This window comes from Micromonospora sp. Mcm103, assembly GCF_024519755.1.
In the GTDB taxonomy this organism is placed as follows: Bacteria; Actinomycetota; Actinomycetes; order Mycobacteriales; family Micromonosporaceae; genus Micromonospora; species Micromonospora aurantiaca.
The window spans coordinates 99825-114275 of sequence record NZ_JALJRJ010000011.1 but is presented as its reverse complement, the minus strand read 5'-3'; the positions used below and the strand labels follow the sequence as shown (position 1 = coordinate 114275).

The window sequence follows — 14451 nt, the reverse complement described above, 5'->3', positions numbered from 1 at the left end:
CGTATCGGGAAATTTACTGTCTTCCGTACCCGCCCCCGGGCCAAGGATCCCATTGTCGCAGCCCCACTGCCTCATCCGGTCCGGTCGAGTCACTCCTGCCGCCCGACGTGCCGGTCCGCCGTCGCGCGGCACGGCCTGCCTGGTCGGCCTCGGCCGGGCGGCACGGACGGCGCGTACGGGTCACCGGTCGGTCGGCGCAGCCGTTGGCTAGCGTGTGTGTCCATGACGGAACGCACGGTGCTGGTGACCGGAGGCACGGGTGGGCTCGGCGGCGCGGTCACCGCCGCCTTCCTCGACGCCGGCTGGCGGGTGGTCGTACCCCAGCGGGAGCCCGGGGCGGACGACGGCCCGGTCCGGGTCGTGGCCGACCTGCTGACGCCCGAGGGGGCCGCGCGGGCGGTCGAGGCGGCGACCGCCGAGCCGGCCGAGCCGCTGCGCGCGGTGGTCAACCTCGTCGGCGGGTACGCCGCCGGCGGCCTGGTGCACGAGACCCCGGTCGAGGACTTCGAACGGATGCTGCGGCTCAACCTGCGCCCCACGTACCTGGTCACCCGGGCCGCGCTGCCGCACCTCGTGGCGTCCGGCGACGGCGCGGTGGTCTGCGTCTCGGCCCGGGCGGCGCTCTCGCCGTTCCCCGGCGCCTCCGGCTACGCCACCGCCAAGGCGGCGGTACGGGCGTTCGCCGAGACGGTGGCGGTCGAGTACCGGCAGCGCGGCGTGCGGTGCAACACGGTACTGCCGAGCGTCATCGACACCCCGGCCAACCGCGCCGCCCAGCCCGACGCCGACCATGCACGCTGGGTGCCGCCGGCCGAGATCGCCGCGGTGATCCGCTTCCTGGCCTCCCCTGAGTCCGCGCCCACCAGCGGCGCGAGCATCCCGGTCTACGGGCGGGCCTGAACCGGCACCGGCCCGTCCCGCCCGGCGCCACCGGCCGGGCGTCGCGGGCCGGCCGGAGCCGGACCGGGACCGGCGGACGGGTCGTCGGGCAGCCACTCGCTCAGGTGTGCCCGGATCCGGCGGGCCACCTCCTCCGGCGGGCCGTTGCCGTCCACCACCACGAAGCCGCCGTACTCCGGCAGCTCCCGGTAGGCGGCGTCCGCGGCGGTCAGCCACGCCATCGTCTCGTGGTCGGTGCCGCGCCGCTCGATCCGCCGGTACGCCTCGGCGGGGTCGACGGTGAGCAGGAACGTCACCCGGGGCGCCGGGAAGATCCGGTACCCGGCCCGGGCCAGCCGCTCCCACCGCTGCCCGCCGTGCGCCCGGATGCTGGCGTACTGGCAGGCCGACCACCTGTCCATCACCGCGGTCCGGCCGGTCACCAGGCAGCTGAGCAGCGCGAGCGCGATGGCCAGCCAGCGCAGCACCGACTCGACCACGAGCAGGCCGTCGCGCCCGACGAGCCGCTGCGCGTCCGGACGGCCGACCCGCTGCGCGATGCGGCCGAGCCAGCGCCGGCCACCGGCGTTGCGGTGGTACGTGGCGGGAAGGCCGGCGGCGGTGAGCGCCTGGGCGAGCCGATGGGCCTGAGTGGTCTTACCTGAGCCGTCGATGCCGATCAGGGCGACGGCACGCAGTCGGGCCCTGCCCCGGCGCGTCCGCAGTGAGCTGGCCACCCTCCCGAGGTTATCCGACCGATGCTCACACCGGCCCGTATGTCGCTTTCCTGCCCTGACGGGTCGATCGCGCCGCAACAGGTGTGACCGGAGCGTCCGCCGGGTACGCATCGTGGTCCCACCGCCCAATGACGACGAGGGAGCCGCAGATGGCCGAGCGCGGGGACGAGACCCTGGTGCACACGCTGAAGAAGGTCGCCGCCGTGCTCAAACAGTCCGAGATCCCGTTCGCACTCGGTGGCAGCTTCGCGGTGTACGCGCACGGCGGCCACTCCAGCGACCACGACGTGGACTTCCTGCTCCGCGAGGCGGACGTGGACCGGGCGCTGGAGGCGCTGGTCGAGGCCGGCTTCACCGCCGAGCGTCCGCCGGAGGACTGGCTGGTCAAGGTCTACGACGAGGACCGGATGGTGGACCTGATCCACCGGCCGGTGGAGACGCCGGTCACCGAGGAGACGTTCGCCGACACGATCGTGCGCCCGGTGGACGCGATCCACATGCCGGTGCTGTCGGCCAGCCAGCTCATGGTGCACAAGCTGCTCAGCTTCTCCCAGCACTACTGCGACTTCGCCCGCGCCCTGCCGCTGGCCCGCTCGCTGCGGGAACAGATCGACTGGGAACGGGTACGGAAGGAGACGCAGCACTCGCCGTACGCCGAGGCGTTCCTGGTGCTGCTCGACCGGCTGGACGTGCTGCCCGGCGGCGCGCCCGGCGGAAGGGAGACCCTGTGACCGGACTGTCCGGCGACGTTCCCCCCGACGAGTACGTCGAGGCGGAGATCCAGAGCATGCTGGCCGAGGACCCGACGGTGGCCGAGCAGGGCATCACCGTGGTGCGGCGGGAGAACGGGCTGGTGCTCTACGGCGAGGTGGAGAGCCCGCACCGGCGGGAGGAGATCCTGCGCCGGGTGGCCGAGCGCTTCCCGGACACCCACGTGACCAGCGACATCGGGGTGATCCGCACGCAGGCGCCCACCCAGGTCGAGGAGTTGCCGTGAGGGAGGTTCGATGGTGATCCGGATCGCCGCCGTGGGCGACGTGCATCTGGACCAGGACGTGGTGGGCCGGTTCCGCCCGGCGCTGGAGGAGCTGCCCGGCTGCGCCGACGTGCTGCTGCTCGCCGGTGACCTGACCCGGCACGGCACCGAGGCCGAGGCGAGGTGCGTGGCCCAGGAGTTCGGCGACCTCGGCGTACCGGTGATCACCGTGCTCGGCAACCACGACCACCAGTGCGACGAGGTGCCGCAGGTGGTGAAGGTGCTGGAGGACGCCGGAATCACGGTGCTGGAGGGCACCGGCACGGTGGTGGAGACCCCCGGCGGGCGGCTCGGAGTGGCAGGCGTGAAGGGGTTCGGCGGCGGGTTCGCCGGGCGGTGCGCCAGCGACTTCGGCGAGCCGGAGATGAAGGCGTTCGTGCGGACCACCCGGGAGAGCGCCGACGCGCTCACCGACGCGCTGCTCTCACTGGAGTGCGACGCGCTCGTCGCGCTCACCCACTACTCCCCCGTACCGGACACGCTCGCCGGCGAGCCGCTGGAGATCTACCCGTTCCTCGGCTGCTACCAGCTCGGCCAGGCGATCGACTCCGCACCCACCGCGCTGGCGCTGCACGGGCACGCCCATCACGGCACCGAGCGCGGCACCACACCGGGCGGGGTACGGGTCCGCAACGTGGCCCACCCGGTGATCAAACAGGCGTACAGCGTCTTCCACCTGGGCGGTGATCAGCTCGACTGACCGGGAGGTTTCCGGTATCGGGCGCACGGGTATTCAGCCGACATGGAGCTGATTCTCTGGATTCTCGCAGTCGTACTGGTGGTCGCCGGAATTCTCGCCCTGTTCCGCCGGCAGATCCTCTGGGGCATCGTCCTCATCGTCGTCGGCCTGCTGGTCGGCCCGGGTGGCGTCAGCATCTTCAGCACGTAACAGCGGTTCCCGTACCCGCCGGGGTCGCCGGGCCCGGGTGTTCCGTCCTGCCGGACCGGAACGCCCGGGCCGGGTGACCCCGGCTTTTCCGCGTCCGGCGGCGCCCGGGCGTTTGCCGGGCCGGTCGAGCGGAAACATCTCGACCATGGAGATGTCGCAGAGTGCCGCCCGGCGTACCACCGGCGCCCGCACGTGGTGGGCGCTGCTCGGCTTCGGCGCCGCCACCTTCGCCGCCGCCGCGATCGGCGGGCTGGGTGTCCAGGGCACCTCCGCCGAGTACCAGAGCCTGGAGCAGCCCGCCTGGGCGCCGCCGTCGTGGCTGTTCGGCCCGGTCTGGACCGTGCTCTACGTGCTCATCGCGATCGCCGGCTGGCTGGTCTGGCGCCGGGCCGGGTTCGGCCCCGCGGTCTGGGCCTGGGTGGTGCAGCTCGTGCTGAACGCGATCTGGACGCCGCTGTTCTTCGGCGCCGGGGCGTACGGGCTGGCGTTCGCCGAGATCGTGCTGATGTGGCTGGCGATCGGGGTGACTGTGGCCCTGTTCCGGCGCGTCTCCCGGCCGGCCACGCTGCTGATGCTGCCGTACTGGGCCTGGGTGACGTTCGCGTCCGCGCTGAACTTCGCGGTGTGGCGCCTGAACTCCTGACCGGTACGGGCGCGGGGGCCGCCGGCTCCCGCGCCCGCCGGGTTCAGCAGCGGGGTACGCCCGGGATGTAGCCGTCGTAGCCGGTGTAGACGTAGGCGTCGGAGATGAACCGGCCGGAGCCGATCCGGTCCCAGATCGAGCTGGTGCCGTACGTGCCGCTGACGCTGGTGCCGCTGGTCTGGCACTGGATGGTCACCTTCGCCCCGTCGGCCACGGTGCCGACCGAGCTGTAGCCGGTGCCGGGACCGGAGCGGACCGTCAGCGGGGAGCCGGCCGTGTTCACGGTGCCCTCGCCGGTGTTCGTCCCGCCGCAGCCGTTGTCGCTGGTGTAGGTCTTGGTGCCCCAGTAGAGCGCCTGGACGCCGTTGAACTTGATCTTCACGGCGCTGCCGTCGATGCGCTGCTCGTAGTGCAGGTGCGGGCCGGTGGAGCCGCCGGTCGTGCCGACGTAGCCGATCACCCGGCCGTAGCCGACCGTCTGCCCGACGGAGACGTTGAAGGCGTTCAGGTGGGCGTAGTAGGTGGTGTGGCCGCCGCCGTGGTTGATCCGGACGTACTTGCCGTAGCTGGTGTCGCCGAGGTTGGTCACCACGTCGACGGTGCCGGGCGCGCTCGCGACCACCGGGTCACCGAGGTCGTCGGTGCGGTTGAAGTCGATGGCGTTGGCCGGGCTGTGGTTGGTCCGGGTCTGACCGGACCAGGACTGGTTGCACGGGAACGGGACCTTGAACGTCGGGGCGGCCATCGCCGGCGCGGCCGGCACGAGGGTCGCCGCCAGGACCGCGGCGCTCGCCCCGAGGGCGAGCCATCGCTTACGCATCCACTGCCTCCAATGTTGAAAGTCTTCAATATGATGCGGACATCCTGACAGAAAGTTCCGTTCCCGGGAAGTTTCGTGGGAGCGCACCCACCCCCGGTGGCCAGGGTTTCGGGATTGTTACCGGGCCGTGTCCGGCCAGGGGTGGACCCGACACGATGCAAGCGCTTACATGTGAGGACGACCATCGGACCGGCGCGGGTTCGATCCCCCCACGCGCCGGCAAGGAAGGAGATCGGCATGGCGTTTGCCAGATCGCGCCAGGCGCTCGCGGTCGCCGGCGTCCTGGGGCTGACGCTCGGCGTCGCCGCCTGCGGCACCGGCAACGACAAGAAGAGCAGCAACGCGGGCTCGGCCGAGTGCGGCGCATACGAGAAGTACGAGGGCCACGACGGCAAGAAGGTCACGATCTACTCCTCGATCCGTGACATCGAGGACGAGCGCCTCCAGCAGTCCTGGAAGCAGTTCGAGGACTGCACCGGCATCGAGATCGACCACGAGGGCTCCGGCGAGTTCGAGGCCCAGCTGCCCGTGCGGGTGGACGGCGGCAACGCGCCCGACCTCGCGTTCATCCCGCAGCCGGGTCTGCTGAAGCGGTTCGTCGACTCGGGCAAGCTCAAGCCGGTCGGCGCCGACACCAAGGCGATGGCCGAGCAGAACTACTCCGCCGACTGGCTGAAGTACAGCACCGTCAACGGCCAGCTCTACGGCGCTCCGCTCGGCTCGAACGTGAAGTCCTTCGTGTGGTACTCGCCGAAGACCTTCAAGGAGAAGGGCTGGACCGTCCCCACCACGTGGGACGACATGATCAAGCTCTCCGACCAGATCGCTGCCAGCGGCACCAAGCCGTGGTGCGCCGGCATCGAGTCCGGTGACGCCACCGGCTGGCCGGCCACCGACTGGATCGAGGACGTGCTGCTGCGCACCGGCGGCCCGGACGTCTACGACAAGTGGACCACCCACGAGATCCCGTTCAACGACCCGCAGGTGGCTGACGCCCTCAACCGGGCCGGCACCATCCTGAAGAACGAGAAGTACGTCAACGGCGGCTTCGGCGGCGTGAAGAGCATCGCCACCACCTCCTTCCAGGAGGGCGGCACGCCGATCACCGCCGGCAAGTGCGCGCTGCACCGCCAGGCGTCCTTCTACGCCAACCAGTGGCCCGAGGGCACCAAGGTGGCCGAGGACGGCGACGTCTTCGCGTTCTACTTCCCGGCCATCGACCCGTCGAAGGGCAAGCCGGTCCTGGGTGGCGGCGAGTTCGTCGCGGCCTTCGCCGACCGTCCCGAGGTCCAGGCGGTGCAGACCTACCTGGCCTCCGGCGAGTACGCCAACAGCCGCGCCAAGATCGGCGACTGGGTGTCGGCCAACAAGAAGCTGGACATCAACAACGTCCCGAACCCGGTGGACAAGCTCTCCGTGGGCATCCTCCAGGACGAGAAGACGGTCTTCCGTTTCGACGGCTCGGACCTGATGCCGGCCGCGGTCGGCGCCGGCACCTTCTGGAAGGGCATGGTGGCCTGGATCAACGGCAAGGACACCACCGCCGTCCTGAACGACATCGAGGGCAGCTGGAAGTGATCTAGCAGGTGGCCCGGTCCGGTTCCTCCGGACCGGGCCACCTCTGCTAGCCGAACCCTTGAAGGAGGGTCGATGGAGTTCGACTTCGCGGCGGAGCAGCCGAAGTTCCTCATGCTGATGTACGGGCTGATCGCCTTCGTCGCGGTGGTGGGCGGGCTGCTCCTGCTCCTCGACGTGGTGCCGTCGTACTTCGCCCGGCGCCGGGAGGCGCAGCTCGTCGCGGCCTCGGCCAGCGGCGCGCCGCTGGCCCGGCCGCGCAAGCGGGGCGAGGGCGCGTTCGCGTTCTTCTTCCTGTTGCCGACGCTGCTGCTGCTCGCCGTCGGGCTGGTGGTCCCCGCCGTCCGCACCACGCTGCTCTCCTTCATGGACTCCGGCAGCAACAACTGGGTGGGCCTGGACAACTACCGCTGGATGTTCGCCGAGGACTCGATCGTCCGGGTCCTGATCAACACGCTGATCTGGGTGCTGCTGGTGCCGCTGGTGGCCACCGCGTTCGGCCTGATCTACGCGGTCCTGGTGGACAAGGCCCGGTTCGAGGCGGTCGCCAAGTCCCTGATCTTCCTGCCGATGGCGATCTCGTTCGTCGGCGCCTCCATCATCTGGAAGTTCGTCTACGCCTACCGGGGCGAGGGCGACCAGATCGGCCTGCTCAACCAGATCGTGGTGAGCCTCGGCGGCGAGCCGAAGCAGTGGCTGCTGGACTCGCCGCTGAACACGTTCCTGCTCATCGCGATCATGGTGTGGATCCAGGCCGGTTTCGCGATGGTGGTGCTCTCCGCGGCGATCAAGGCCATCCCGGCCGACATCGTCGAGGCGGCCCGGCTCGACGGCACCACCCCGTGGCAGATGTTCTGGCGGATCACCATTCCGAGCATCCGGCCGGCCCTGATCGTCGTGGTGGTGACGATCTCCATCGCCACGCTCAAGGTCTTCGACATCGTCCGGACCGCCACCAACGGCAACTACGACACGAACGTGATCGCGACCGAGATGTACAACCAGGCGTTCCGCTACCAGGAGAACGGTCAGGGCTCGGCGCTGGCGGTGTTCCTGTTCGTCCTGGTGATCCCGATCGTGATCTACCAGATCCGCAACCTGCGCAAGCAGCGGGAGGGCTGAGATGACCACCGCCACGCCCACCGTCGGAGTCGGCGCCCAGGCCACCGAACCGACCACCCGGGGCGCCCGGGTGCGCAAGCGCCTGAACAGCCGTACCGCCACGATCGTGTCGATCGTCATCGCGATGCTCTGGACGATCCCGACCTTCGGCCTGTTCATCTCCTCGATCCGGCCGGAGAACGAGATCAAGACCACCGGGTGGTGGACGTTCTTCACCAACCCGCAGATCACGCTGGAGAACTACCAGGAGGTGCTGTTCAGCCGCGGCTCGTCCGGGCAGCTGGCCAGCTACTTCATCAACTCGCTGGCGATCACCATCCCCTCGGTGCTCTTCCCCCTGGCCTTCGCGTCGCTCGCCGCGTACGCGCTGGCGTGGATGAACTTCAAGGGGCGGGACTGGGTCTACATCGGCATCTTCGCGCTCCAGATCGTGCCGCTGCAGATGGCCCTGGTGCCGCTGCTGCGGTTCTTCTCCACCGGCGTCACCGTCGCCGGCGTGCAGATCATGCCCGCGTGGGACCTGGTCGACGAGCAGAAGTTCGCCCAGGTGTGGTTCGCGCACACCTGCTTCGCGCTTCCGTTCGCCGTGTTCCTGCTGCACAACTTCATCTCGCAGCTCCCCGGCGACCTGATGGAGGCGGCCCGGGTCGACGGCGCCACCCACCCGAAGATCTTCCGCACCATCGTGCTGCCGCTGATCATGCCCGCGCTGGCGGCGTTCGGCATCTTCCAGTTCCTCTGGGTCTGGAACGACCTGCTGGTCGCGCTGATCTTCGCCGGTGGCGGCGACGAGACCGCCCCGATGACCGTCCGGCTCGCGGAACTGGCCGGTACCCGGGGCAACGAGTGGCAGCGGCTGACGGCCGGCGCGTTCGTGTCGATCGTCGTACCGCTGATCGTGTTCCTGTCCCTTCAGCGCTTCTTCGTGCGAGGTCTGCTCGCCGGCAGCGTCAAGGGTTGATCCGGTGCCCCGCCGCCGGCACGGCCGGCGGCGGGGCCCGGGTCACAGCGGGGAGCTCACGATGACCAAGATTGACGACGTCGCCCGCCTGGCCGGGGTCTCCACGGCCACCGTCTCGCGGGCGCTGCGAGGCCTGCCGACGGTCTCGGCCGCGACCCGCCGCCGGGTGCTCGCCGCCGCCGAACAGCTCCAGTACGCGGTGTCGCCCAGCGCGAGCCGGCTGGCCGGCGGCCGGACCGGCACCGTGGCCGTGGTGGTACCCCGGATCACCAGGTGGTTCTTCGGCACGGTGGTCGAGGCGGTCGAGGAGTTCCTCCAGGACAGCGGCTACGACCTGCTGCTCTACAACCTCGGCGGCCGGGAGCGCACCCGGCAGCGGGTGCTGCGCACGGCGAGCCTGCACAAGCGGGTGGACGCGATCATCCTGGTCGCGACCCCGCTGCGCGCGGCCGACGTGCACGCGCTGACGAAGCTGGACCTGCCGGGCGTGACGATCAGCTCCGGCAGCGAGGTGCCCGGGTGGCCCTGCGTCCGGATCGACGACGTGGCCGCCGCCCGGACCGCCACCCGCCACCTGCTCGACCTCGGCCACACCCGGATCGCGCACATCTCCGGCGACCCGGACGACGAACTGGCCTTCACCACCCACCTGGACCGGCGGCGCGGCTACCAGGAGGCATTGCGGGCCGCCGGGCTGCGGCCCGACCCGAGCCTCGACGTCGAGTCGCGGTTCACCATCGACGGAGGCACCCGGGCCACCGCGGAACTGCTGGCCCGGGGCGAGCCGCCGACCGCCATCTTCGCCGCCTGCGACGAGATGGCGATGGGCGCGATCACCGCGCTGCGCGACGCCGGGCTGCGGGTGCCGCAGGACGTGAGCGTGATGGGCATCGACGACCACGACCTGGCCGGCGTGCTCGGGCTCTCCACGATCGCCCAGCCGGCCGCCGACCAGGGCCTGCTCGCCGCCCGCATCCTGCTCGACCCGCTCGGCGTACGGGCCTCCGCGCCGTACCCCGGCCTGGTGCCCGCCCCGCGCGGCCCCGACACCGACGGCGGGACGCCGCCCCCGGTGATCCTGCCCACTCGCCTGGTGGTGCGCGAATCGACCGCGCCGCCCCGGGCACACTGAAGAACTCGCTGGTCCCGCACCACCCAGACAGGAGTAAGGCGCTGAACACCGACGCGACGCAGCAGACCCCCGGCACCGGCTGGTGGACCGAGGCGGTGATCTACCAGGTCTACCCGCGCTCGTTCGCCGACTCCGACGGCGACGGCATCGGTGACCTGCCGGGCATCACGTCCCGGCTCGACCACCTCGCCGAGCTGGGAGTCGACGCGCTCTGGCTGTCCCCGTTCTACCCGTCCCCGCAGGCCGACGCCGGGTACGACGTGTCCGACTACCGCGACGTCGACCCGCTGTTCGGCACGCTCGCCGACGCCGACAAGCTGATCGCCGAGGCGAAGGCGCGCGGGCTGCGGGTGATCGTCGACCTGGTGCCCAACCACACCTCCTCCGCACACCGCTGGTTCACCGCGGCCGTCGCTGCCGCTCCGGGCAGCCCGGAGCGGCAGCGCTACGTCATCCGCGACGGCAAGGGCCCGGACGGCGCCGAGCCGCCGAACGACTGGGTGAGCGTGTTCGGCGGCCCCGCCTGGACCCGGCTGCCGGACGGGCAGTGGTACCTGCACCTGTTCGACTCCGGCCAGCCCGACCTCAACTGGGACAACCCGGAGGTGCGCGAGGAGTTCCTCGACGTGCTGCGCTTCTGGCTGGACCGGGGCGTGGACGGCTTCCGGGTGGACGTGGCGCACGGCCTGATCAAGCAGGCCGACCTGGCCGACTGGCAGGAGCCGCAGGAGATCCTCTCCGGCAGCGAGGTGGACAAGCCGCGCCCGCCCATGTGGGACCAGGACGGCGTGCACGAGATCTACCGGGAGTGGCGGCGGGTGCTCGACTCGTACCCCGGTGAGCGGATCCTCGTCGCCGAGGCGTGGGTGGAGCCGGCCGAGCGGCTGGCCCGGTACGTGCGCCCGGACGAGATGCACCAGGCGTTCAACTTCGAGTACCTGCTGGCCGCCTGGACCGCGCCGGCCCAGTACGCCGTGATCACCCGCTCGCTGGAGGCCACCGACTCCGTCGGCGCGCCCACCACCTGGGTGCTGTCCAACCACGACGTGGTCCGGCACGCCTCCCGGCTCGGGCTCGGCACCGGCGGCGGCCGGGCCAACGGCGTCGGCGTGGACGACCCGCAGCCGGACGCCGCGCTGGGCCTGCGCCGGGCCCGGACGGCCAGCCTGCTGATGCTCGCGCTGCCCGGCTCCGCCTACCTCTACCAGGGTGAGGAACTGGGGCTGCCGGAGCACACCACGCTGCCCGACGAGGCCCGGCAGGACCCGACCTGGAAGCGCAGCGGGCACACCGAGCGCGGCCGGGACGGCTGCCGGGTGCCGATCCCGTGGGAGGCCGACGCCCCGTCGTACGGCTTCGGGCCGACCGACGCGAGCTGGCTGCCCCAGCCGCCGGTGTGGGCCGAGTACGCGCTGGACCGGCAGCGCGGCGTGCCCGGGTCGACGTACGAGCTGTACCGGACCGCGCTGCGGCTGCGCCGCGAGCACGAGCTGGCCCGGGGGCCGCTGCGGTTCCTGTCCTCCGGCGACGAGGTGCTCACGTTCACCAACGGCGACCTCACCGTGCTGACCAACTTCGGCGCCGACCCGGCGCCGCTGCCGGCCGGCGCCGAGGTGCTGGTGTCGAGCGCGCCGCTCGACGCTGACGCGGTCCCCACGGACGTCACCGTCTGGTTCCGGGTGTAAGCAAGGGCCCCTTATTAACGCCTCCGGTAGAGGAAGGGCCCCTTCTTGACACTCACCGTTAAGAAGGGGCCCTTCCTTCCTCCAGGCGGTCGGCGCGGGCGTGCAGCAGGTCGTGCACCTGCGCGATGTCCCGCGGCGACGTACGTGCGGCCAGCCAGTACATGATCCCGGTCGGGATGAAGAAGAGCTGGAACGCGGCCAGCCCGACCGCGTAGTTCAGCGGCGGCGGGAAGGCCGCCCGCAACCCGGCGAACGCCACCCCCACCAGCCCGTTGCCCGCAGCCCGGCCGACGCCGTTCACCAGGTTGCCCAGGCTGTAGACGGTGCCCCGGTGCTCGGGCGGGTTGACGTCGGCGATCAGCGCGAACCAGTTCGGCGAGTTCGCCGACGTCAGCGCCAGCGCCACCACGGCGGTGAGCAGGCTCAGCCCCACCGACGGCTCGGTCAGCACGCTGGACAGCACGGCAGTCACCACCGCGCCGGAGCCGGCGCCGTCGGGCACGTCGATGCGGATCGGCACGAAGAACAGGACCAGATAGAACGGCAGCGCCGCGAGAATGCCGACAGCAGCGACCATGGCCCGGCCACTCGGCGTACGCCGTTGCAGCGCGTCGCCCACCAGCCCGCCCACGATGGACAGCACGCCGCCGAGCTGGAACAGGGTGGCGAAGACGCTGCCCACCACCACGGCCGTGGCCGGTGAGTAGCCCTGCGCCTCGGCCCGCTGGCTGAACAGCACCGGCAGCCAGACCAGCGAGCCGAACGCGGCCTGAGCGGTCAGCCCCTGCAGGATCAGCCAGCGGTTGGTCCGGCGGGCCAGGATCCGGGGCAGGTCGGCGCGGCTGATCCGGTAGTCGTACTCGTTCCCGGCGTCGATCGCCCCGGCCAGCTCCGGCTCGCTCTGCCCGCGCCGGATGTCGTAGGTGAACAGGTACGCCACGGTGGCGGCCAGGCCCACACCGGTCAGCATCAGGAACGGCCGCCGCCAGTCGGTCGCGCCGAGGACGCCGCCGAGCAGCGTCCCCGCCAGAGTGCCGACGCCCTGCGACAGCCCCCAGAAGCTCATCACCAGGCCGCGGCGGCGCGGTGAGATCAGGTCGGTGACCACGGAGAAACCGACCGAGCCCACCGCGCCGAGCCCGACCGCGCCGACGAACTGCGCGATCAGGAACGTCGCGTACCCCCCGGCGAGCGCGCTGCCGGCGGTGCCGGCGGCCCAGAGCAGCGTGCCGACCATGAGCAGCGGCTTGCGGTTGGTGCGGTCCCCCACGTACGCCCAGGCCACCGCCGCCACGGCGCTGACCAGGAAGCTGACGGCGGTGACCAGGCCGAGCATCCGCTGGGGTACGTCGAGGGCGGTGGAGATCGGTCCGTACAGCGGGGGCACCAGGCCGATCGCCACGTTGTCCAGCGAGGCGAGCACCACGAAGACCACGACGCTGTAGAACCGGTGTGCCGCGTTCCCGCGCCGGGAGATCCTGGTGCCCGTCATGCCGGGCAGCAAATCAGGTACGTGTCACCTGCGCAGCACGACCCCCCGTGCCGGCGTCACCCCCGCGCCTCGGCGTAGCGCTCGCGGATGGCGGGGACCGCCTCGCCCGTGTACTCCTCGGTGTCGCCGATGGACCAGGCGGGCGGGGTGTCGCCACCGAGCGTCACCCAGGCGGCCTGCCGGGCCGCGCCGTCCGCCACGTACTCGCCGGGCGGCGGCACCACCACCGGGCGGCCGAAGACCTGCGGCGCGATCCGGCGTACCGCAGCGGACCGGGCGCCGCCGCCGACCAGGATGATCCGGTCGGCGCGGGCGCCCTGCGCGATCAGCGCGTCCAGGCCGTCGGCCAGCCCGCAGAGCATGCCCTCCACCGCGGCCCGGGCCAGGTGCGCCGGGGTCGAGGTGCCGAGCGTGAGGCCGTGCAGGGTGCCGGTGGCGTGCGGCCGGTCCGGCGTCCGCTCCCCTTCCAGGTACGGCACGAGCACCAGCCCGTCCGCGCCGGGCGGGGCGGACAGGGCCAGTTCGCCGAACGTGTCGAGGTCGACGCCGAGCAGCGTCGCGGCGGCGTCGAGCACCCGGGCCGCGTTGAGCGTGCACACGAGCGGCAGGAACCGGCCGGTGGCGTCGGCGAATCCGGCCACCGCGCCGCTCGCATCGGCGGCAGGCGTGTCCGCCACCGCGAACACGGTGCCGGAGGTGCCGATCGAGACGATCACGTCGCCCGGGCCGGCTCCGGCGCCGAGTGCCGCGGCGGCGTTGTCCCCGGTGCCCGGCCCGAGCAGGACCGGGCCCGCCGCGCCGCCGCCGAACACGGCCGGGTCGAGGTGCCCGGCCGCCTCGGCCGGGCCGAGCACGACCGGCACCGTCACGCGCCGGCCGAAGGCCCGTTCCAGCAGGTCCAGCCGGTACTCGCCGGTGCGCGGCGACCAGTAGCCGGTGCCGCTGGCGTCGCCCCGGTCGGTGCGCAGCGCGTCCAGGCCGGGGGCGCCGGCGAGCCGCCAGGTGAGCCAGTCGTGCGGCAGGCAGACGGCGGCGACCCGGTCGGCGTTGTCCGGCTCGTGCCGGGCCAGCCACCGCAGCTTCGTCGCGGTGAAGCTGGCCACCGGCACCGCGCCGGTCGCCTCGGCCCAGAACCGGCGGCCGGTCTCCCCGCCGCCGGCCTCCTCGACCAGGTCCCGGGCCGCGTCGGCGGACCGGGTGTCGTTCCACAGCAGCGCCGGCCGAACCACCTCACCGGAGGCGTCCAGGCAGACCATGCCGTGCTGCTGGCCGCCGACCGAGACGGCGGCCACGTCGGCCAGGCCGCCGGCCTCGGCCACCGCCGCTCGCAGGGCCTCCCACCAGGCGTACGGGTCGACCTCGGTGCCGGGCGGGTGCGGCGCGCGGCCCTGCCGGACCAGTTCGCCGGTCTCCGCGTCCCGGACGACCACCTTGCAGGACTGGGTCGACGAGTCGACCCCCGCGACGAGCGGCATGGCGG

The 14451-nt window shown here is 72.0% G+C and carries 14 protein-coding genes and 1 pseudogene; 11 read left to right on the top strand and 4 right to left on the bottom strand.

What is annotated here, in order from left to right; translation table 11 throughout:
* Positions 1 to 222: 222 nt before the first annotated feature.
* Positions 223 to 900, top strand: a complete 678-nt coding sequence (locus OC439_RS15870) for an SDR family NAD(P)-dependent oxidoreductase (RefSeq protein ID WP_262014082.1) — start codon at positions 223 to 225, stop codon at positions 898 to 900.
* On the opposite strand, the gene OC439_RS15865 is transcribed toward OC439_RS15870, so the two are convergent.
* Positions 885 to 1616, bottom strand: coding sequence for a dTMP kinase (locus OC439_RS15865; RefSeq protein WP_262014081.1), 732 nt, complete (start codon positions 1614 to 1616; stop codon positions 885 to 887). The genes OC439_RS15870 and OC439_RS15865 overlap by 16 nt on opposite strands.
* A 149-nt stretch (positions 1617 to 1765) precedes the next feature.
* On the opposite strand from OC439_RS15865, the gene OC439_RS15860 reads away from it, so the two are divergent.
* The 5 genes and pseudogenes from OC439_RS15860 (at position 1766) to OC439_RS15840 (ending at position 4184) form a co-directional block, all read left to right on the top strand.
* Entirely contained in the window at positions 1766 to 2347 is a 582-nt protein-coding gene (locus OC439_RS15860; RefSeq protein ID WP_043328811.1) for a nucleotidyltransferase, read from the top strand.
* Between the two features lie 56 nt (positions 2348 to 2403).
* Positions 2404 to 2613: a hypothetical protein gene (locus OC439_RS15855; protein WP_225319459.1), complete on the top strand. Its 210-nt coding sequence runs from the start codon at positions 2404 to 2406 to the stop codon at positions 2611 to 2613.
* A gap of 10 nt (positions 2614 to 2623) precedes the next feature.
* Positions 2624 to 3404 (top strand): annotated as a pseudogene (locus OC439_RS15850) (metallophosphoesterase).
* A complete protein-coding gene (locus OC439_RS15845) occupies positions 3395 to 3541 on the top strand; it encodes a GPGG-motif small membrane protein (protein ID WP_262014080.1) in 147 nt (48 codons plus the stop codon). The pseudogene OC439_RS15850 and the gene OC439_RS15845 overlap by 10 nt, the downstream one beginning before the upstream one ends.
* Before the next feature lie 145 nt (positions 3542 to 3686).
* Positions 3687 to 4184: a TspO/MBR family protein gene (locus tag OC439_RS15840; protein WP_262014079.1), complete on the top strand. Its 498-nt coding sequence runs from the start codon at positions 3687 to 3689 to the stop codon at positions 4182 to 4184.
* 43 nt (positions 4185 to 4227) lie between these two features.
* Here OC439_RS15840 and OC439_RS15835 read toward each other — a convergent pair whose 3' ends face one another.
* Positions 4228 to 5004 (bottom strand): peptidoglycan DD-metalloendopeptidase family protein, encoded by a 777-nt coding sequence (locus OC439_RS15835; RefSeq protein WP_262014078.1) that lies wholly within the window; start codon positions 5002 to 5004, stop codon positions 4228 to 4230.
* Positions 5005 to 5241: 237 nt separating this feature from the next.
* On the opposite strand from OC439_RS15835, the gene OC439_RS15830 reads away from it, so the two are divergent.
* The 5 genes from OC439_RS15830 (at position 5242) to OC439_RS15810 (ending at position 11479) form a co-directional block, all read left to right on the top strand.
* The gene (locus tag OC439_RS15830; RefSeq protein ID WP_262014077.1) at positions 5242 to 6582 is read left to right on the top strand and encodes an ABC transporter substrate-binding protein; all 1341 of its coding nucleotides are present in this window, start codon (positions 5242 to 5244) and stop codon (positions 6580 to 6582) included.
* Positions 6583 to 6654: 72 nt separating this feature from the next.
* Positions 6655 to 7701 carry a carbohydrate ABC transporter permease gene (locus OC439_RS15825; protein ID WP_194800664.1) on the top strand — a complete coding sequence of 349 codons (1047 nt, stop codon included), beginning with the start codon at positions 6655 to 6657 and terminating at the stop codon, positions 7699 to 7701.
* Between the two features lies 1 nt (position 7702).
* Complete coding sequence (locus tag OC439_RS15820) at positions 7703 to 8662, top strand: carbohydrate ABC transporter permease (RefSeq protein WP_262014076.1); 960 nt, start codon at positions 7703 to 7705, stop codon at positions 8660 to 8662.
* Between the two features lie 61 nt (positions 8663 to 8723).
* Positions 8724 to 9794 carry a LacI family DNA-binding transcriptional regulator gene (locus tag OC439_RS15815; RefSeq protein ID WP_262014075.1) on the top strand — a complete coding sequence of 357 codons (1071 nt, stop codon included), beginning with the start codon at positions 8724 to 8726 and terminating at the stop codon, positions 9792 to 9794.
* A 41-nt stretch (positions 9795 to 9835) separates the two neighbouring features.
* A complete protein-coding gene (locus OC439_RS15810; RefSeq protein ID WP_262014151.1) occupies positions 9836 to 11479 on the top strand; it encodes a glycoside hydrolase family 13 protein in 1644 nt (547 codons plus the stop codon).
* A 58-nt stretch (positions 11480 to 11537) separates the two neighbouring features.
* Here the strand turns inward: OC439_RS15810 and OC439_RS15805 are convergent, their stop codons facing one another.
* Positions 11538 to 12971 carry an MFS transporter gene (locus tag OC439_RS15805; RefSeq protein ID WP_262014074.1) on the bottom strand — a complete coding sequence of 478 codons (1434 nt, stop codon included), beginning with the start codon at positions 12969 to 12971 and terminating at the stop codon, positions 11538 to 11540.
* Between the two features lie 56 nt (positions 12972 to 13027).
* A complete protein-coding gene (xylB, locus tag OC439_RS15800; RefSeq protein ID WP_262014073.1) occupies positions 13028 to 14446 on the bottom strand; it encodes a xylulokinase in 1419 nt (472 codons plus the stop codon).
* Between the last annotated feature and the right edge of the window lie 5 nt (positions 14447 to 14451).

Coding starts and splice junctions, on each gene's coding strand:
- OC439_RS15840 (WP_262014079.1), top strand. CDS start 3,687: ATGGAGATGTCGCAGAGTGCCGCCCGGCGTACCACCGGCGCCCGCACG.
- OC439_RS15845 (WP_262014080.1), top strand. CDS start 3,395: ATGGAGCTGATTCTCTGGATTCTCGCAGTCGTACTGGTGGTCGCCGGA.
- OC439_RS15825 (WP_194800664.1), top strand. CDS start 6,655: ATGGAGTTCGACTTCGCGGCGGAGCAGCCGAAGTTCCTCATGCTGATG.
- OC439_RS15815 (WP_262014075.1), top strand. CDS start 8,724: ATGACCAAGATTGACGACGTCGCCCGCCTGGCCGGGGTCTCCACGGCC.
- OC439_RS15805 (WP_262014074.1), bottom strand. CDS start 12,971: ATGACGGGCACCAGGATCTCCCGGCGCGGGAACGCGGCACACCGGTTC.
- OC439_RS15835 (WP_262014078.1), bottom strand. CDS start 5,004: ATGCGTAAGCGATGGCTCGCCCTCGGGGCGAGCGCCGCGGTCCTGGCG.
- xylB (WP_262014073.1), bottom strand. CDS start 14,446: ATGCCGCTCGTCGCGGGGGTCGACTCGTCGACCCAGTCCTGCAAGGTG.
- OC439_RS15870 (WP_262014082.1), top strand. CDS start 223: ATGACGGAACGCACGGTGCTGGTGACCGGAGGCACGGGTGGGCTCGGC.
- OC439_RS15820 (WP_262014076.1), top strand. CDS start 7,703: ATGACCACCGCCACGCCCACCGTCGGAGTCGGCGCCCAGGCCACCGAA.
- OC439_RS15860 (WP_043328811.1), top strand. CDS start 1,766: ATGGCCGAGCGCGGGGACGAGACCCTGGTGCACACGCTGAAGAAGGTC.
- OC439_RS15830 (WP_262014077.1), top strand. CDS start 5,242: ATGGCGTTTGCCAGATCGCGCCAGGCGCTCGCGGTCGCCGGCGTCCTG.
- OC439_RS15855 (WP_225319459.1), top strand. CDS start 2,404: ATGCTGGCCGAGGACCCGACGGTGGCCGAGCAGGGCATCACCGTGGTG.